The organism is Flavobacterium ginsenosidimutans (assembly GCF_037478105.1).
GTDB lineage: Bacteria > Bacteroidota > Bacteroidia > Flavobacteriales > Flavobacteriaceae > Flavobacterium > Flavobacterium ginsenosidimutans.
Map to the genome: position 1 here is coordinate 2,364,481 of NZ_CP147988.1, position 18,675 is coordinate 2,383,155.

The 18,675-nt window shown below is 34.5% G+C and carries 19 protein-coding genes; 10 read left to right on the forward strand and 9 right to left on the reverse strand.

The genetic code is table 11. The annotated features are described in order from the left end of the window. The first annotated feature begins 104 nt into the window (after positions 1–104). Both V6624_RS10465 and V6624_RS10470 read left to right on the forward strand, forming a co-directional pair. Entirely contained in the window at positions 105–1,346 is a 1,242-nt protein-coding gene (locus tag V6624_RS10465) for a peptidase U32 family protein (RefSeq protein WP_338841706.1), read from the forward strand. Continuing rightward, complete coding sequence (locus V6624_RS10470; protein ID WP_111284884.1) at positions 1,346–1,576, forward strand: ferredoxin; 231 nt, start codon at positions 1,346–1,348, stop codon at positions 1,574–1,576. Before V6624_RS10465 ends, V6624_RS10470 begins: the two co-directional genes overlap by 1 nt. A gap of 276 nt (positions 1,577–1,852) precedes the next feature. On the opposite strand, the gene V6624_RS10475 is transcribed toward V6624_RS10470, so the two are convergent. Genes V6624_RS10475 through V6624_RS10500 form a run of 6 tightly spaced genes read right to left on the reverse strand, consistent with a single transcriptional unit; the run spans position 1,853 to position 6,896 of the window. Beyond that, the gene (locus V6624_RS10475) at positions 1,853–2,605 is read right to left on the reverse strand and encodes a hypothetical protein (RefSeq protein ID WP_338841707.1); all 753 of its coding nucleotides are present in this window, start codon (positions 2,603–2,605) and stop codon (positions 1,853–1,855) included. A gap of 60 nt (positions 2,606–2,665) precedes the next feature. Continuing rightward, entirely contained in the window at positions 2,666–3,487 is an 822-nt protein-coding gene (locus V6624_RS10480; protein ID WP_338841708.1) for an ankyrin repeat domain-containing protein, read from the reverse strand. 9 nt (positions 3,488–3,496) lie between these two features. Next, the gene (locus V6624_RS10485) at positions 3,497–3,730 is read right to left on the reverse strand and encodes an ankyrin repeat domain-containing protein (protein ID WP_338841709.1); all 234 of its coding nucleotides are present in this window, start codon (positions 3,728–3,730) and stop codon (positions 3,497–3,499) included. A gap of 43 nt (positions 3,731–3,773) precedes the next feature. Further along, positions 3,774–4,316: a hypothetical protein gene (locus V6624_RS10490; protein ID WP_338841710.1), complete on the reverse strand. Its 543-nt coding sequence runs from the start codon at positions 4,314–4,316 to the stop codon at positions 3,774–3,776. A gap of 20 nt (positions 4,317–4,336) precedes the next feature. Beyond that, the gene (locus tag V6624_RS10495) at positions 4,337–5,686 is read right to left on the reverse strand and encodes an ankyrin repeat domain-containing protein (RefSeq protein ID WP_338841711.1); all 1,350 of its coding nucleotides are present in this window, start codon (positions 5,684–5,686) and stop codon (positions 4,337–4,339) included. A 28-nt stretch (positions 5,687–5,714) separates the two neighbouring features. Then, positions 5,715–6,896 (reverse strand): ankyrin repeat domain-containing protein, encoded by a 1,182-nt coding sequence (locus V6624_RS10500; RefSeq protein WP_111284889.1) that lies wholly within the window; start codon positions 6,894–6,896, stop codon positions 5,715–5,717. A gap of 355 nt (positions 6,897–7,251) precedes the next feature. On the opposite strand from V6624_RS10500, the gene V6624_RS10505 reads away from it, so the two are divergent. The 6 genes from V6624_RS10505 to V6624_RS10530 all read left to right on the forward strand — a co-directional run bounded on the left by V6624_RS10505 (position 7,252) and on the right by V6624_RS10530 (position 13,668). Further along, positions 7,252–8,661, forward strand: coding sequence for a PSP1 domain-containing protein (locus V6624_RS10505; RefSeq protein WP_111284890.1), 1,410 nt, complete (start codon positions 7,252–7,254; stop codon positions 8,659–8,661). Beyond that, a complete protein-coding gene (locus V6624_RS10510) occupies positions 8,645–9,124 on the forward strand; it encodes a gliding motility lipoprotein GldH (RefSeq protein ID WP_111284891.1) in 480 nt (159 codons plus the stop codon). Before V6624_RS10505 ends, V6624_RS10510 begins: the two co-directional genes overlap by 17 nt. A gap of 9 nt (positions 9,125–9,133) precedes the next feature. Next, on the forward strand, positions 9,134–11,440 hold the full coding sequence (locus V6624_RS10515; RefSeq protein WP_111284892.1) for a penicillin-binding protein 1A: 2,307 nt from the start codon (positions 9,134–9,136) through the stop codon (positions 11,438–11,440). Between the two features lie 166 nt (positions 11,441–11,606). Then, positions 11,607–12,308, forward strand: coding sequence for a CoA transferase subunit A (locus V6624_RS10520; protein WP_111284893.1), 702 nt, complete (start codon positions 11,607–11,609; stop codon positions 12,306–12,308). Between the two features lie 87 nt (positions 12,309–12,395). After that, positions 12,396–13,052 carry a 3-oxoacid CoA-transferase subunit B gene (locus V6624_RS10525; protein WP_338841713.1) on the forward strand — a complete coding sequence of 219 codons (657 nt, stop codon included), beginning with the start codon at positions 12,396–12,398 and terminating at the stop codon, positions 13,050–13,052. A 172-nt stretch (positions 13,053–13,224) separates the two neighbouring features. After that, positions 13,225–13,668 (forward strand): hypothetical protein, encoded by a 444-nt coding sequence (locus V6624_RS10530; protein WP_338841714.1) that lies wholly within the window; start codon positions 13,225–13,227, stop codon positions 13,666–13,668. 93 nt (positions 13,669–13,761) lie between these two features. On the opposite strand, the gene V6624_RS10535 is transcribed toward V6624_RS10530, so the two are convergent. Next, complete coding sequence (locus tag V6624_RS10535) at positions 13,762–14,289, reverse strand: DUF6646 family protein (protein WP_338841715.1); 528 nt, start codon at positions 14,287–14,289, stop codon at positions 13,762–13,764. A gap of 50 nt (positions 14,290–14,339) precedes the next feature. After that, complete coding sequence (locus tag V6624_RS10540) at positions 14,340–15,074, reverse strand: metallophosphoesterase family protein (RefSeq protein ID WP_263523630.1); 735 nt, start codon at positions 15,072–15,074, stop codon at positions 14,340–14,342. A 139-nt stretch (positions 15,075–15,213) separates the two neighbouring features. On the opposite strand from V6624_RS10540, the gene dinB reads away from it, so the two are divergent. Further along, positions 15,214–16,296, forward strand: coding sequence for a DNA polymerase IV (gene dinB, locus V6624_RS10545; RefSeq protein ID WP_338841716.1), 1,083 nt, complete (start codon positions 15,214–15,216; stop codon positions 16,294–16,296). A gap of 101 nt (positions 16,297–16,397) precedes the next feature. Beyond that, positions 16,398–16,898, forward strand: coding sequence for a PAS domain-containing protein (locus V6624_RS10550; protein WP_111284899.1), 501 nt, complete (start codon positions 16,398–16,400; stop codon positions 16,896–16,898). A gap of 126 nt (positions 16,899–17,024) precedes the next feature. Here V6624_RS10550 and V6624_RS10555 read toward each other — a convergent pair whose 3' ends face one another. Continuing rightward, complete coding sequence (locus tag V6624_RS10555; RefSeq protein ID WP_338841717.1) at positions 17,025–18,629, reverse strand: fumarate hydratase; 1,605 nt, start codon at positions 18,627–18,629, stop codon at positions 17,025–17,027. Positions 18,630–18,675: the final 46 nt, after the last annotated feature.

An 18,675-nucleotide genomic window follows, 5' to 3' on the forward strand; every position in this document is an offset into this window, starting at 1 on the left:
TTAATAATATACTGCGAATAATTTTTAAAATATAGACATGATAAAAATCATAGAAATCTAATCTATACCCACATTATTTTTGTCATTTGAATAATAAATCAAAAATGACAATTAACAATACAATTGAACTCATGGCTCCCGCTGGAGATTTTGAGTCACTTCAGGCTGCCTTAGATAATGGCTGTGATTCTGTATATTTTGGTGTTGAACAACTCAACATGCGTGCAAGATCGACAGTGAATTTTACTATCGAAGATTTAAAAGAAATTGCCAATCGCTGCGAAGCAAAAAATGTTCGAAGCTATCTGACTTTAAACACCATTATTTACGATCACGATTTATCTGTCGTAAAAACATTATTGACTAAAGCCAAAGAAGCGAATGTAACTGCAGTAATTGCATCCGATCAAGCGGTAATCGCAATGGCAAGATCGATTGGAATGGAAGTTCATATTTCTACCCAATTGAACGTTACCAATATTGAAACCATTAAATTCTACAGTTTATTTGCCGATACGATGGTTTTAAGCCGTGAATTGAGTTTACGTCAAGTAAAGAAAATCACGGAACAAATTGAAAAAGAACAAATCAAAGGGCCGAACGGAAATTTAGTTGAAATCGAAATTTTTGGACACGGAGCATTGTGTATGGCAGTTTCAGGAAAATGCTATTTGAGTCTGCATTCGCATAATTCATCTGCGAATCGTGGCGCATGCAAACAAAACTGCCGAAAAAAGTATACTGTTATTGATCAGGAAACGGGTTTCGAAATCGAATTGGATAACGAGTACATGATGTCACCAAAGGACTTATGTACAATCGACTTTTTAGATCAAGTAATTGATTCTGGAATTCAGGTTTTAAAAATCGAAGGGCGAGGACGTGCGCCAGAATATGTGGCAACTGTCATTAAAACGTATCGTGAAGCAATCGACGCCTATTATGATGGCACTTTCTCAAAAGAAAAAAGCGCAGTTTGGATGGAAGCTTTAAATACGGTTTACAATCGTGGATTCTGGTCAGGCTATTATTTGGGACAAGAATTAGGCGAATGGAGTGATATTCCTGGATCTGCAGCAACTCAAAAGAAAGTTTATGTTGGAAAAGGAACGCATTATTTCCCAAAAGCAGAAGTTGGACAATTCAAAATTGAAGCTTACGATATTAAAGTCGGAGATAAAATTTTGGTAACAGGTCCAAGTACAGGTGCTCAGGAAATGATTATCGACGAAATGTTTGTGAACGATCTTACGGCAGAAAAAGCAACAAAAGGAGACGATTGTACTTTCAAACTTCCGTTTAGAATCAGAATGTCGGACAAATTATATAAAATTGTTGAGTCATAATGGTTATCATTACTTTACAAAGAGACAAATGCATTGGCTGTAATTATTGCGTTGAAATGGATCCAGTTCATTTTCAAATGTCAAAAAAAGATGGTAAATCGGTATTGCTTCATTCGCAGAATGCAAAAGGCTTTTTTACTTTAAAATCACCAAATCATACAATTGTAGAAAGTTGTGAGTTGGCCGCAAAAGCTTGTCCAGTAAAGATTATTACGGTTAAAGAAACATAATAAGATTTTAGAAATAATAATAAAAAAGACTTTCTCTAAGGAAGTCTTTTTTATTGATTTTTATCTTGCGTTCAATGTTTACGCAAATTTCAAACGTCCTTACAGGACGTAATTGAATACCTTAATTTTTTTTCTACCGATAAAACGTTCCTACGGAACGAGAAAAGAAGTATAGATTTTGTTCCATAGGAACATTTCATTGGTAGTCCAGATTAAAATGTTATTTACGTTCCATAGGAACGTTTTGATTTTCATTTATAATTTCGTCTTTTCAAATCATTCTTCTGAAAATTCAAGTTCATCAAAATCTTTAATTTCAGATAATTTCAGAAGTTTGTTTTTGCTGATTTTAGTTTCGGTTTTTTCAAAAATTTCATCTCCGTCGTATGTGTTTTCGTTTACGTTCTGGTTTACAATCTTTTTTCGAGTAAGGAAATTGATGCTAGTTTCTGTTAGTACAATTGGTCCGTGATTACTACTTGCATCGTAACCAATGAGTTCAAAATCCGAATTTTGATATCTGAAAGTGTAACTCCAATAACCGTATCTTCCGTGAGCATAGTTTATGTACAATTTTCCGTTTTTTATTTCAAGGTCAAGTTCTGGGGCATAATAAACACCACCTTCTTCATTTTCGGAAGAAAAACAGCTGTAATTTTTAGCAGCTAATTCATAACCACCATTTTTGTTTAATAATGCTATAATTCCCCTGCGATTTCTGTCTAATTCTCCACGATATTCATGCTGAATTATTTTACTCTTATCTGTTCCTTTAATAATTAATATGCAGTCTTCCAGTCCGTCTTTGTTAAAATCGCCTTTAATTGTATCAAAAGGAACATATCCTTTCGGAATAAAATCTTCAGGCTTTTTCTTTATTTCGATTGAAGTTGTGTCTCCCTCAAAAACTTCTGGAATAGTCGGAATTTCTGAAACCTGACCAGATTCGGTTTTTTCTTTGGTTTTGTTACAACTTGAAAATCCAATAAGGATTAAGATACTGACTGTAAAAAGTAGGTTTCTAATCATAATAGTTTTTTATATTTTATCAAAACGACCATTTTGTGTCGTTCAAAGCGTTTGATGATCTTATCTTTTGTAATTTGGTTTGCTTAGCAAAATGGGCGTCGTATTTGCAAGAACCCATTTAGTTGCGAGTTCGCATAAAAAATTAAGATCATCTGTTTCTCCGTCTCCATTTTTGCGAACATCTTTTATAATTAAATCTGCTTTTGCAAGTTCATTATCAGAAAGTGAATTATTTGAAGACAAATGGATAAAAAAAGCATCTAGCATTTTTTTAAAATCGATATTCCAATTTCCACCGCCATTTCTATATATTTCATCTCTTACTTTTCCCGCAATACGTACCACTTCGCCTTGTACGGTTTTTGAACTGCCACTAGATGGTATTAAGAGTTCCCATAGTTCTTCATACTGTTTTTCCCAAGTTGTTCCTGTTACAAAAATTGGCGATTCGCCATCATGCAGAATTCGTCTTTTTACTGGCGGAACATTATACATTTTATAAAGTTCACTTAATGCATTGTCTGTCTCTTCTAAATAATCTTTATTGAAATTTTCTCGATGAAATTCAAAATCTTCTCCTTTTCGGATGACAGCATCTTTCATGGTTTGAGTTATTTCGCCGTTAGACTTTAAAAGTATTTTTGATATTTCGGCCAAATTTGGAAGGTCAATGTTGTTTGCTCTAATCAAAGCCCTTTCTAAAGGAGTTTGTTTGTAGTTATTCAAAGTATTGATATCTGCTCCGTATTCAATAAGTTTTTTAACGGCATCTGCATTAAAACCGCTTCCAGCAGCAAAATGTAAAGGTGTATCTCCATAATTGTCTCTTGCATGTACATTTGCACCGAGTTCTAATAAAGTCGAAACCTTGCCAGTGCGCATCATTGCGTTTTAATGTAATGCAGTACGGTTATAAGTATCAATGGCTTCTAAATCTGCGCCATTTTGCACTAGCCAATGTATAAGCTCATCAGGAATACCCCAAAAGCTTAATGCTGTTGTTTTTCCGTAGCCGCCTCTTGCATCCAATTCACAAGTTTCAAATACTGCTTTTAACGCTTCAATGTCTTTCTTTTCAATTAATTCGTTAAAATTCTTGGGAAGTGTTTTCTTTTTCTTTGCCATTATTCTTATTACTTTTTAAAATCTTTGATCAAGATATTTGATTTCAAATACCTATTTTAGCATTGATATCATGTTTATCTACATAAGCTTGTGCAACATTCATCAATTTGGTAAACTTTGCATCAATTTCGCTTTGAGTTGATGCGTCGAAATCGGCAATTGCTTTTTGTATTTGTTCTTGTGAAGCTTTTTCGTCTTTCAGCTTTGCAATTGGTAAATAACCTTCTTTTTGTTTGGCAATCGCATACGCGAATAAATCTTTTGATGCCTGAAGAAGTTCTTTATTGTCATCATCTTCGGCTATATCTTTAATAGTTTGAAAACGAGTTTCTAAATTGGTAATATCATATTTAAAAGAATCGTAGTAAGAAGAGGGAACCATCTTTTTTTGGTTTTCATCATAAATCTGTGCTTCAGATTGCAGTTTTTCATTGATTTCTTTACTTCCAAAACGAGATAATAAGTTCGAATTTAAAACAGCTATTTCAAAGGTTTTTTCTGGCGAAAGATTGGTGCAAGAACTAGAAACTAAACTTCCAGCGATTAATACTAAGAATAGAATTGTGGTATTTAAGATTTTTTTCATTTTTAAATTCATTTTATTATTTATCCTTTTAAAATTTTACTTTTTTCACTTTCGAATTCTTCTGAATTCAAAATTCCAGCATCCAAAAGTTCTTTTAAGTCTAATAATGCTTTCTTTTTGGTTTCCATCGAATTTAAAGCGTCTGCTTTTGAAGTTTCAGTTTGTGTTGTTTGAATTGGGTTTACAACTGTTCCCGAAGGCGCATATTTCAGAATCAATTCTGTAATTTCATTAAAGCCTTTTACGTTTGAATAATCAATTGCTTTTTGCTCTTTCACATTTACAATAGAAGCATCGGCTTTATTATCCAATAGATATTTTACAACATCTTTCTTTCCGTTGGCTGCGCTGTAATGTAAAGGCGTATTTCCAGATTCGTCCTGAATGTTGATGTCTGCTCCAGCTTCGATAAGCAATTTTACCATACTCAGATTGCCTTTTTTGGTTGCTACATGCAGAAGACTTTCTCCGCCATAATTATAAGAACTGTTTAGTGTAAAACTAGATTCGTTAGAAATATTAGTAGCGCTGACAATCCAATCCAAATAATCATTCATAGATGAGGTATCGCCCGCAACAGGTTTACTGTAATTTACATCAACTCCATTTTCTAAAAATAAAGAGACAATCTCCTTTTGATTATTCGCGCAGGCGTACCAAATTGGAGAATATCCATTATTACTAGAAGTAAATACATCTGATCCTCTTTCAATCAATAATTTAGCTAACATTCGATTGGTTTCATAACAGGCAATTAAAAGTGCATTTTCACCAGAATGATTCGTATGGTTTATATTAGCGCCGTTGTCTAAAAGCAAAGTTACCATCGGAATCGATTTGGTATAACAAGCATAAAGTAATGGAGTATTTCCTTGTTTATCGGTTACATTAATATCGGCTTTATTGTCTAAAAGCAATTGAATGATTTCTCGATTTAGTTTTGCTGAAGCCAATAATAAAGGAGTTTCTCCATTGTTATTCAGTAAATTAACATCGACTCCACATTGAAGCAACTTTGTTGCAATTTCGATTTGAGCCGTTTGAACAACTAAATGCAGAAGACTATTTCCGTATTTATCATTTTTGGTAATGTCAGCACCATTTTCCAAAAGATACAGGGCCGTTTGTTTCTGTTTTTGAAGACAAGCAAAATACAAAGGCGTTTCTCCTTGATGATCTTCGTAGTTAATATCTGCACCATCTTCGGTTAGAATTTTTACGATATCAAGATAACCTCTGTGCGCGGCGTAATGAAGAGCCGTTCTTCCTTTTTCATCTGTATATTTTACATCTACTTCTTTATTTTGAAGCAGTAATTCGGCTATTTTTCGGTTGCCGTTTTCACAGGCAATTATAAATGACATTGACATGTATGTGGTATTTTAGTAAATGATTGTTTTATTGTTTCATTAAAAGCTCAACCGTTTTAATTTTCAGGTTGTCTCCAGAGGCAAGCATCAAGGCCGTTTCGTCTTTATCGTTCGTAATCGAAATATCTGCGCCCTGATCTAGTAATAATTTCACTTTTCTATAGGTTTCTTTAGCCATTTCTGCATCGTAGTTGACATTGTAAGCGCAGACTTTATGCAAAATGGTATTTCCTTGATTGTCTTGTTCGTTCACATCTAAAGAAACATTCTCTAAAACCGATTTCAAGATATCCGATTTCTTTTCGACAATAAAATCAATTCCTGATTTGGGTTGTCCGTAATATTGCGCGCAGAAATTCACATCAGCACCATCAGATAAAAGTCTTTCTAAAAAAGTTATATCGTTTGGAGAAACAGAAACAGAACTGATGAAATTAGTAAACAAAGTTCGTCCGTCTTTATTCACGATATTAAAATCTGGCGAGGAGACAGATGCTAAAGCGTCGTACATATCATACGAAAGCTGCTCTGCAACAGCATAATAAAAAGCAGTATTGTTTTGGTTGTCGGTTTCGTTGGCATCGGCACCGTTTTCTAGTAAAAATGGAAGAAGTTCTTTTCGATTTCTTTTAACTGCGCACATTAAGGGAGTAGTTCCAACAATATTTTTCTCGTTGATGTCAACGCCATTATTGATCAAAATGGTAATATATTCTTTTACTTTTTCTGGATCAAGACCATAAGTATTCAAAATGTTATAGATAAAATTTTCTCCTGCATTGTTCTTATACTGTGTGTTAGCTCCAAAATCTTCAACTAAAACTTGAACTATTTTTGGCGAAATTCCTTTTTCAAGAAAATAACCAAGAAGAGTTTTGTCGCTGATTTCGTCGTTAAGGTTATCCATTTTCGACATCAATTCTTTGAAAAAAATGATCGATTCGTCGTCATCTTTTAAATATCGGGTTAAAGGACTAAAAATCGATTGGTCAAAACTGTCTAATTCATAAATGTCGGTTTCGATAAATCCGGCTTTAATTAGTCTTTCAATGAAATCAATTTCTTTGGCTTCAATAATTTTGGCTGATATTTGAGAAAAATTGTTTTTAAGATATTGATCGTTAAATTTTTCCCCGTTATTTAGGCATTCTCTGGCCGCGTCAAATTTTCCCTGAAAAAGGAAGTTTTCAATCTGGTTTTGTGTTTGCATTTGAAATATATTTAAAAATGATGATAAGTTTTAATTGCAATTTGGCTTGTAATTGTTGGCTTCGCAAACCATGCTGTAAGATAAAACATAAAAATGAGAAATATATTTCAGGATAAAAATTAAAAAGGGGTTTTTACAACTTATTAACAAACATAAACATCATTTGTAGGCTTTTTTGTTTTAAAGTAGGAATAAGCTTCTATTTTGTAATGAATTTGATTTATAAAACAATTCATTTTTTATTTAACAACCCTTTACAACTAATCTATAAATAGCCAAATAAAAAAAATACTATCTTTACCGATCAAACGTTTATGAACTTAAGCTGCATTCTGGCAGCACTACATATATAATTATGGCATGTACAAGTTGTTCAACCTCAGACGGTGGCGCACCAAAAGGTTGTAAAAATAATGGGACTTGCGGCACCGATAGCTGCAATAAATTGACGGTTTTTGACTGGCTTTCAAACATGAGCCCGTCTAATGGAGAGGCGATTTTTGATTGTGTTGAGGTTCGTTTTAAAAACGGACGTAAGGAATTTTTTAGAAATTCGGAGAAATTAACTTTAAGTATTGGCGATATTGTAGCAACTGTTGCTTCGCCAGGACATGATATTGGAATTGTGACTCTTACAGGAGAATTAGTTAAAATTCAAATGAAGAAAAAAGGGGTGAATTACGAAAGTAACGAAGTTCCAAAAATTTACAGAAAAGCATCTCAAAAAGATATCGATATTTGGTCTGTAGCGCGTGATCGTGAAGAGCCAATGAAGGTTCGCGCACGTGAATTGGCGATTCAGCACAAATTGGAAATGAAAATTTCGGATATCGAATTTCAAGGAGACGGATCAAAAGCGACTTTTTACTACACAGCAAACGATCGTGTTGACTTTAGAATGCTGATTAAAGATTTTGCTAAAGAATTCAGTACGAGAGTAGAAATGAAACAAGTTGGTTTCCGTCAGGAAGCGGCTCGTTTAGGTGGAGTTGGTTCTTGCGGACGTGAACTTTGCTGTTCGACTTGGTTAACCGATTTCAGAAGTGTAAATACTTCTGCAGCGCGTTATCAGCAGTTATCATTGAATCCGCAGAAATTAGCGGGACAATGTGGGAAATTAAAATGCTGTCTGAACTATGAGTTAGATACTTACATGGACGCATTAAAAGATTTCCCTGATTATGATACAAAACTGATCACTGAAAAAGGAGATGCTGTCTGCCAAAAACAAGATATTTTTAAAGGGTTAATGTGGTTTGCTTATACAAACAACTTTGCAAACTGGCATGTTTTAAAAATCGATCAGGTAAAAGAAATTATAGCTGAAAACAAGCAGAAAAATAAGGTTTCTTCTTTAGAAGATTTTGCTGTTGAGGTTACTTCAGAGCCTGAAAAAGACTTCAATAATGCAATGGGTCAAGAGAGTTTAACTCGTTTTGATCAGCCAAAAAGAAAGAAAAAACCAAATCGCAAACGTAAGCAAAATGCAGAGGCGGCTGGTGTTGCAGTTCCAGTGAAACCACAGCAAGAAAAAAATGCTAATAACGCTAAACCAGCAGGAAATAATAATCCGAACAATGGTAATGCGAACAACGGAAATGTGAACAACGGAAATGTGGCTAAACCAAACAATCCAAACAAGCCAAATCATAAGAAAAAGCATAATTCGAACAAAAACAATCCGAATAAGCAAAATTCAAATGAAAATAAACCTGCTGAACCTAGAAAACCAATAACGAATACTAAAAATGAGAATAAAAAATAGCGGAATTCTTCTTTTGGCAGCGATACTTCTTTTTTCTTGCGATAAAAAAAGAGTATTCGATGAGTACAAATCTGTTGGAAGTGCTTGGCATAAAGACAGTATTGTAACTTTTAATCTGCCGGTTTTAGATTCTACAAAAAAATACAATCTGTTTGTAAACATACGAGACAATAACAATTATCCGTTTAATAATTTGTTTTTGATTGTTTCAATGGAAATGCCAAACGGATTTACAAAAGTGGATACCTTAGAATACCAAATGGCTGAGCCAGACGGAACTTTATTAGGAAACGGATTTTCAGATATAAAAGAAAGTAAGCTTTATTACAAAGAAGATGTAAAGTTTAGAGGAAATTATAAAGTTCACATCAAACAAGCTGTAAGACAATCAGGTAAAATTCCTGGTGTTGAAGCTTTAGAAGGAATTACAGACGTTGGTTTTAGAATAGAACAAAAAGATTAGATAAATAATATGGCTGCTAAAAAAAACAATCAATCCAATACCGTTAAGGATATCAATTATTACAAAAAGAAATTTTGGCGAATTTTTGCCTACTCTTTACTTGGAGTTTTAGCTTTCTTTTTATTTGCTTCTTGGGGATTATTTGGTTCTATGCCTTCCTTTGAAGATTTAGAAAATCCAGATTCAAATCTTGCTACTGAAATTATCTCTTCTGATGGAGTCGTAATTGGTAAATATTTCAAAACGAATAGATCTCAGCTTAAATATTCAGATTTACCTAAAAATTTGGTTGAAGCGCTTGTTGCAACTGAAGACGCACGTTTCTACGAACATTCGGGAATTGATGGACGCGGAACTTTAAGAGCAGTTTTTACTTTAGGAACAAATGGTGGTGCAAGTACATTGACACAACAGCTTGCAAAACAATTGTTTCACGGTGAAGGATCTAAGTTTTTACCGTTTAGAATTGTTCAAAAAATTAAAGAATGGATTATCGCCATTCGTCTAGAAAGACAATACACGAAGAATGAAATTTTGGCGATGTACTGTAACGTTTATGATTTCGGAAATTACTCTGTTGGTGTAAGTTCTGCAGCTCAGACTTATTTTTCTAAAGAGCCGAAAGACTTGACAGTAGACGAATCTGCTATTTTGGTTGGAATGTTCAAGAATTCAGGTTTATACAATCCAGTAAGAAATCCGCAGGGAGTAAAAAACCGTCGTAATGTGGTTTTGTCTCAAATGGCAAAAGCAAAAATGATTTCAGAATCTGAAAAAGAAAGACTTCAAGCTTTACCAATTACTTTGAAATTTAAATTAGAAAGCCACCGTGAAGGTATGGCAACTTATTTTAGAGAGTATCTTCGTGATTACATGAAAAAATGGGTTACTGAAAACAAAAAACCTGACGGATCGGAATATGATATTTACAAAGACGGTCTTAAAATCTATACAACGATAGATTCTAGAATGCAGCAATATGCGGAAGAAGCTGTTGCGGCACATATGAAAAATCTGCAGGAACAATTTTTTATTGATATGAAAAACAATAAAAATGCTCCTTTCGTGAATATTACACAAGCAGAAACAGACCGAATCATGATGCAGGCAATGAAAAATTCTGTTCGTTGGGCTCAGATGAAAGATATGGATAAAAGCGAAGATGATATCATTGCTTCATTCAAAGTAAAAACAAAAATGCGTGTTTTTACATGGAAAGGGGAACGCGATACGATTATGACACCGCTTGATTCTATTCGCTATTACAAACACTTTTTGCAATCTGGTTTAATGTCAATGGAGCCTCAGACTGGAGCAATTAAAGCTTGGGTTGGAGGAATCAATTACAAATATTTCCAATACGACCACGTAGGACAAGGAGCAAGACAAGTTGGTTCGACTTTTAAGCCTTTCGTTTACGCAACAGCTATTGAACAATTAAATATGTCTCCATGTGATTCTATTTTGGATGGACCTTTCATGATTCATAAAGGACGTCACCACGTAACAGAAGACTGGGAACCAAGAAACTCAGATTACAGATACCGCGGAATGGTAACTTTAAAACAAGCTCTAGCGGCTTCTATCAATACAGTTTCAGCTAAATTAATTGATAGAACTAGTCCAGAAGCTGTTGTAGAATTGACGAAGAAATTAGGAGTAAAAACAGAAATTCCAGTTCAGCCTTCAATCGCATTGGGAGCTGTAGATATTACAGTTGAAGACATGGTTGCGGCATATAGTACATTTGCGAACCAGGGAGTTTATGTAAAACCACAGTTTTTAAGCCGAATTGAAAACAAAAGTGGAGAGGTTATTTACGAACCAATTCCAGAATCTCATGACGTTTTAAATAAAGATATTGCTTTTGCAGTAATCAAATTACTTCAAGGGGTAACAGAAAGTGGTTCTGGTGTACGTTTACGTACTCAAGGCGGCGGAAGTGGAGACAATCGTTGGACAGGTTATCCATACATGTTTACAAATCCTATTGCAGGTAAAACCGGTACAACTCAAAATCAATCTGATGGTTGGTTTATGGGAATGGTTCCAAACTTGGTAACTGGAGTTTGGGTTGGATGCGAAGACCGTTCAGCACGTTTCAAAAGTTTGACTTATGGACAAGGAGCAACTGCCGCGTTACCTGTTTGGGGGTATTACATGAAAAAATGTTATGCCGATAAAAACCTTCAGATTTCTAAAGGAGAATTTGAGCGTCCAGCAAACCTTTCAATAAAAGTAGATTGTTATGCTAGGCCAGCTGTGGTAAAAGACACTACACAAACGGAACAAAATACAGACGAATTTGAATTGTAACAATGTTGCAATAAAACGTATCTAATTATATTTCAGTCCCTTTACAACTCTTTTCAAAAGATTAGTAAAGGGATTTTTCTTTTGGTTTTATTTTTACGAAATCGTTATAATTCCATCTAAAAATCTTATTTTTATCAAAAATATTCAGCAATAAAGACAGTTTGTTATGATAACAAAAAAAGTAAATGGCGTTCAGGATGCTATTGACGGAATTAAAAGCGGTATGACCATCATGTTTGGTGGTTTTGGATTATGTGGTATTCCTGAAAATACAATAGCGGCTTTAGTAAATACTTCGATTTCAGATTTAACTTGTATTTCTAACAATGCAGGAGTCGATGATTTTGGATTGGGATTATTGTTGCAGAAAAAACAAATCAAAAAGATGATTTCGTCTTATGTGGGCGAAAATGCCGAATTCGAGCGTCAGATGCTTTCTGGAGAACTTGAAGTTGAATTAACGCCTCAAGGAACTCTAGCAGAACGCTGTCGTGCGGCTCAGGCCGGAATTCCAGCTTTCTTTACACCAGCAGGCTACGGAACTGAAGTGGCAGAAGGAAAAGAAGCAAGAGAATTCAACGGAAAAATGCATATCATGGAAGAAGCTTTCAAAGCTGACTTTGCTATTGTAAAAGCTTGGAAAGGTGATGAAGCAGGAAATCTGATTTTCAAAGGAACAGCTAGAAACTTTAATGCTTGTATGGCTGGAGCTGGAAAAATTACAATTGCGGAAGTTGAAGAACTGGTTCCCGTTGGGACTTTAGATCCAAATCAGATTCATATTCCGGGAATTATGGTGCAGCGCATTTTTCAAGGAGAAAAATTTGAGAAGCGAATTGAACAACGCACAGTAAGAACTAGAAATTAGATAATGAGAAAATGTGACAATTAGATAATTAAACACATTGCGTAAAAGAATTATCTAATTATCAAATTCTCTAATTGACAAATTATTATGGCACTTAGTAAAGAAGATATAGCAAAACGAATTGCAAAAGAAGTAGAAGACCGATATTTTGTAAACCTTGGAATTGGGATTCCGACTTTGGTTGCGAATTACGTCAGAGAAGATATTGCGGTAGAATTTCAAAGTGAAAATGGCGTTCTCGGAATGGGACCTTTCCCTTTTGAAGGAGAGGAAGATGCAGATATTATTAATGCAGGAAAACAAACCATTACAACACTTCCTGGTGCAAGTTTCTTTGATTCGGCTTTTAGTTTTGGAATGATCCGCAGTCAGAAAGTAGATCTGACAATTCTAGGAGCAATGGAAGTTTCTGAAAATGGAGATATTGCCAATTGGAAGATTCCGGGCAAAATGGTTAAAGGAATGGGAGGCGCAATGGATTTGGTGGCTTCCGCCGAAAATATAATCGTTGCCATGATGCACGTGAACAAAGCAGGTGAGTCAAAAATCTTAAAAAGATGTACTTTGCCATTAACGGGCGTAGGATGCGTTAAAAAGGTTGTAACTGAGCTTGCAGTTCTCGAAGTAACAGAAAAAGGTTTTAAGCTCTTAGAACGAGCGCCAGGTATCTCAGTCGAGCACATCATCGCATCAACAGAAGCTGATTTGATCATTGAAGGTGAAATTCCTGAAATGGTGATTTGATTTTTTTAGGTAGAAAGGTTCAGAGGGGCAAAGGTTCAAGTTGCAAAGCTGTACAGTGATTTAGATAGAGAGAACTTCATTAATGGAGTTCTCTTTTTTGTTTTCTGCTAGAGCGTATAATGGAAACGTAATCTTTTTCTTTACATTTGCTGTGATTTAAAAAAATACGCCTTTGGAAAAGTTTGAAATCGATATTAAATGGGGAAGTTATTTGTTTATAGCAAATGCAGTAGTTTCAATTGTAATATCACTTTTAATGTTGTTAGTTGACTATCAAAGTTTAAGATATTTGTCAAATATTCTTATACTAGTTTTTATCATTCAATTAATATATTTTACTATTAAAGCGATATCGGAAAACAAAAAGAATGATTTAAGTAAAGGTTATAGAAAGTTTTTTGTTTTTGTTAGGCTTTTAATGTTCTTTTATCTTCTGACGTCATTTTTGAATGGGAATGCAATTACGGAGACAGATAGTTGGTACTTGTCTTTATTTGTGCCATATAGGAAAAAAGATATTGCAGAATTATTAGTAGAAGATGATCCAAAAGAATATAACGGAATTACACTCAATGAGTTTATTATCGCATTAAAAAGAAAGTTCAGCAGATCATAAATTCACATTAAATAAAAAAAGAAAAAACCGCCCTAAAGGCGGTTTTTTCTTTTTAAAGTCTTAGAAGCTAAGAATCTTAGCAACTTTTAAAAACTATAAACTAAACGAAGCTCCTAAACTAAAAGTAGCTTGATTATTTAAATGATAAAAAGGATCATTGTTTGAACCATATTTTGCAATTGGAAATCCGATTTCTGTGAAAACACCAAATCCGTCAGTAAAGAAATAACGACCACCAACGTGACCTCCAAAATTATGTAAACCTAAGCTTAATCCAGGGTAAACGTCTAATTGCTCAACACCAATTACACTAGATAAGTTAGCATTCATTCTTGCTTTTGCATCAAAACGATCTGAGAAATCTGGAGACTCATCATAATAAGCAGAAGAACTTCCATGATAAAAACCGTTGAAATTATCAACTCCTAATAAGTAATTTGCAACAAAACCAACAGAGAAATTTTCTCCTAAACCAAAATCAATAGAACCCTGAATTCCAGAACCACCATCTTGTAAATTAGCACCTACGTTTACTCTCGTGTCACCTTTTCCTGTAAAGGCGCTTTGTGCATTAATAAATCCGAATGAAACTAAAAACAAGAATGTAATAACCTTTTTCATAAAATTTTAAATATTAATATTTTGCAGGGCAAATGTAAATTTTAAATAAATTAATTCCTACCCTTTTCGTTAAAATACAGTTCGTTTAACGGTTCGCTTTGCCAATATTCCTTGGTATCGACGTCTAAAATTGTAAGCGGACCTCTAAATGCTGCGCCCGTATCTACGTTCCAAACGCAGGCTTTGTTTATTGGAACCGTTTTTCCTATTCTTGTCACGGGCGTGTGGCCAATATAAACTTCTTTGTAAACGGTAAAACGTTTCGGATAGTGTAAATCGTCTTCCTTTAAATTTGGGTCTAATGCAAGAGCTGATTCCCAAAGCGTTCTATCCCAATAAAATAGTTTTGAAAAGTATTCCCATTTTACGCCATTCAAATTGGTGAAACCGGCATGAACAAATAAACGGTTTTGATCATCAAGATAATAATCCTGAAGATTTTCTAGAAATTCGATATGAGTTCTTTTTTTCTCTTCAGAGATTTTGGCGTATCCTTCAACAGTTGCTTTTCCGCCATGTTTGTACCACATTTCTTCATCAAAATCGTCATGCCTGTTTTCTAGCCAGTCTAATGCCAGCTGATCGTGATTTCCTCTTATGAAGATGCAGTTTTGTTTGCTTTTTAAATCAATCAAATAGTCGATTACTTCAACAGACTGACTCCAGCCGTCAACATAATCGCCCAAAAAAATTAGAGTATCTTCTGTAGTAACTTCGGCTCTTTGTATCACTTGTTCAAGTGCAAGTAATCCGCCATGAATGTCACCTATAACAAATGTTCGCATTATTTAATTTTTCGAGTAGAAGAACAAAAATAAAAAGAATAATTGGTTTGGGCTCATCGAATTTCTATTCTTTAAAAATTGATATGATTTATAACTATTTACAGCACTTTTTTATTGCTATCCTTTTTAAATTTGTAGCATGTCTGAAACACCAACATATCGCAAAATTATTCACATTGATATGGATGCTTTTTATGCATCGGTAGAGCAGATGGACAATCCAGAGTTAAGAGGAAAACCGGTTGCAGTTGGAGGTTCAGAAAATCGAGGAGTGGTTTCGGCGGCGAGTTATGAGGCTAGAAAATTTGGTGTTCGAAGTGCCATCAGTGGAGTTTTGGCCAAGAAATATTGTCCCGACATTATCTTTGTTAGGCCGAGATTTGATCGTTACAAAGAGATTTCATCCAAAATCCATAAAATTTTTCACGATTATACTGATTTGGTTGAACCTCTTTCGCTTGACGAAGCTTATTTGGATGTTACCAAAAACAAAAAAGGAAATCCAAGCGCAAGTCTTTTGGCACAGGAAATTCGAGCAAGAATTTTTAATGAAGTGGGTTTAACCGCATCAGCAGGAATTTCGATAAATAAATTTGTGGCTAAAATCGCAAGCGACTACAACAAACCAAACGGACAGAAAACGGTAAATCCAGATGAAGTGGAAGCTTTTTTGGAAGATTTGCCAATTCGTAAATTCTATGGAGTTGGAAAAGTGACAACCGAAAAAATGTATCAACTCGGAATTTTCACAGGAACCGATTTAAAAAGTAGATCTTTAGAGTTTTTAGAAAAGCATTTCGGGAAATCTGGAGCATTTTATTATCATGTTGTTCGAGGTATTCACAATAGTGAAGTGAAATCTTCTCGAATTACTAAATCTGTAGCTGCAGAACATACTTTTGATGTGAATTTGTCTTCTGAAATTTTTATGATGGAACAATTGGAACGAATTGCCGCATCTTTAGAAAAGAGGCTTCAAAGACACAATCTTTCTGGAAAAACAATTACACTGAAAATCAAATACAGTGATTTCTCTCAACAAACAAGAAGTAAAACGCTGCCGTATTTTATTTCAGATAAAAAATTAATTATGGAAAATATAGAAGAGTTATTATATCAGGAAAAAATGAAAGATTCTGTGCGGCTTCTTGGCATTTCATTGAGTAATTTGAATAATGAAGTAAAAAAAGCAGTTGTGGTTCAATTAAAATTTACATTTTGATAACACTTTCGATATTAAAAATGATAGTTTTCGCGACTAATAACAAGATTTTTCCTCTATCTTTGAGTAAAAAGATTTATTGATCATTTAATGCATTTTATATGAAAAATAAAAACATCGACGATTTCTTAGAGCGAAATTCAGTTCCAATCTTAGCTTGGGATTTTCACTATGAATATGTGAATGAGCTAAAAGCGTTAAGTGCTGATCTAAAAAAAGTAAGCCAAATTTCGACTGAATTTACTTGGGATGAGAAAAAGCTCAATATTCAGGAAAGAATTAAGGATGAAGTTGTTTTGGTTACAGATTTGGATTTGAGGATCGTTTTCGCGTCAAGCGGAATAAAGAAAATGACAGGTTACAGAGAAGAGGAAATTCTGGGTAAAACTCCAAAAATGTTTCAAGGGCCTGCAACTTCCCAAAAAGACTTGAGAGAAATCAGAGATGCTGTGAAACTGAAAATTCCTTTTGAGAAAACACTCGAAAATTATAGAAAAAATGGAAATACTTATAAATGTATAATCAATGCATTTCCTGTTTTCAACCTGAAAGGAGAAGCATCGCATTTTATAGCTTTTGAAAAGCAAGATTTAAGCGCTTAGGTTTTGTGATTGCCACAAAGGCACTAAGACACTAAGTTTTTTATCCAAGAAACAAAAAAAACCGCTTTTTGAGCGGTTTTTATATTTATAGAACTTAGTGTCTTAGTGCCTTCGTGGCAAAAGAAATTATAAGTTAGCAAAGAAGTCATTTCCTTTATCATCTGTAATAATGAATGCAGGGAAGTCTTTAACTGTGATTTTACGAACAGCTTCCATTCCTAATTCTTCAAAATCAACAACTTCTACTTTTAGAATGTTGTCTTGAGCCAAAATAGCAGCAGGCCCTCCGATAGAACCCAAATAGAATCCGCCGTATTTGTTGCAAGCGTCAGTAACTTGTTTTGTACGGTTTCCTTTTGCCAGCATAATCATACTTCCGCCATTTTTCTGGAATTCATCTACATAAACATCCATACGTCCAGCAGTTGTTGGTCCGAAACTTCCTGAAGCCATTCCGTCTGGAGTTTTTGCTGGACCTGCGTAATAGACAGGGTGATTTTTGAAATAATCAGGCATTGGTTTTCCAGCGTCTAATAATTCTTTGATTTTTGCGTGAGCAATATCTCGGGCAACAATTACAGTTCCGTTTAATTTTAAACGAGTCTTAACTGGATATTGAGACAATTTCGCCAAAATATCTGCCATTGGCTGATCCAAATCAATTTCTACAGGAGCTTCTAAATGCGGAGCCGTTTCTGGTAAAAATTGTTTTGGATTTACTTCTAATTGCTCAACGAAAATTCCATCTTTCGTGATTTTTCCTTTGATATTTCTATCTGCAGAACAAGAAACTCCAAGTCCAACTGGGCAAGAAGCTGCGTGACGTGGCAAACGAATTACACGAACGTCGTGTGTGAAATATTTTCCTCCAAATTGTGCTCCAATTGCACTTTCTTGACAGATTTTCTGAACTCTTTCTTCCCACTCAAAATCACGGAAAGCTTGACCGGCCATGTTTCCTGAAGTTGGAAGATGATCATAATATCCAGCAGATGCTTTTTTAACAGCGCTTAAGTTTGCTTCAGCAGAAGTTCCGCCAATTACCAACGCTAAGTGGTACGGAGGACAAGCAGAAGTTCCTAAATCTTTGATTTTTGTTCGAATGAATTCGTCAAGCGATTTTTCATTCAATAAAGATTTTGTCTGTTGGTATAAATAAGTTTTGTTTGCAGATCCTCCACCTTTTGCCATGAACAAAAATTCGTAAGAAGTTCCTTTTTTAGCATAAATATCAATTTGCGCCGGAAGATTTGATCCTGAATTTTTTTCTTCAAACATCGAAATCGGAACAATCTGCGAATAACGTAAGTTTCTTTTTTGATATGTATTAAAAATACCTCGGCTTAACCATTCTGCATCATCAACACCAGTAAAAATGCTTTCGCCTTTTTTAGCCATTACGATCGCAGTTCCTGTATCTTGACAACTTGGAAGCTGACCTTCGGCAGCTACAGATGCATTTTGAAGCAAATTGTAAGCCACGAAACGATCATTGTCTGTTGCTTCTGGATCGTCAAGAATTTTTCTAAGTTTTTCTAAATGTGTTGTTCTTAGCATAAATGAAACATCTGTCAATGCTTCTTCAGCCAATAATTCCAAACCTTTTGGGTCAACGGTTAAAACTTCGCGTTCTCCAAATTTTTCAACTTTCACAAAATCAGAAGTGATTTTGCGATACTGCGTATCATCCTTTAAGATCGGGTAAGGATCTTGGTATATAAAATCGATCATTGTTTTGTTTTTTTACAAATTTAGAAATTATTTACCTAAGAAAGAA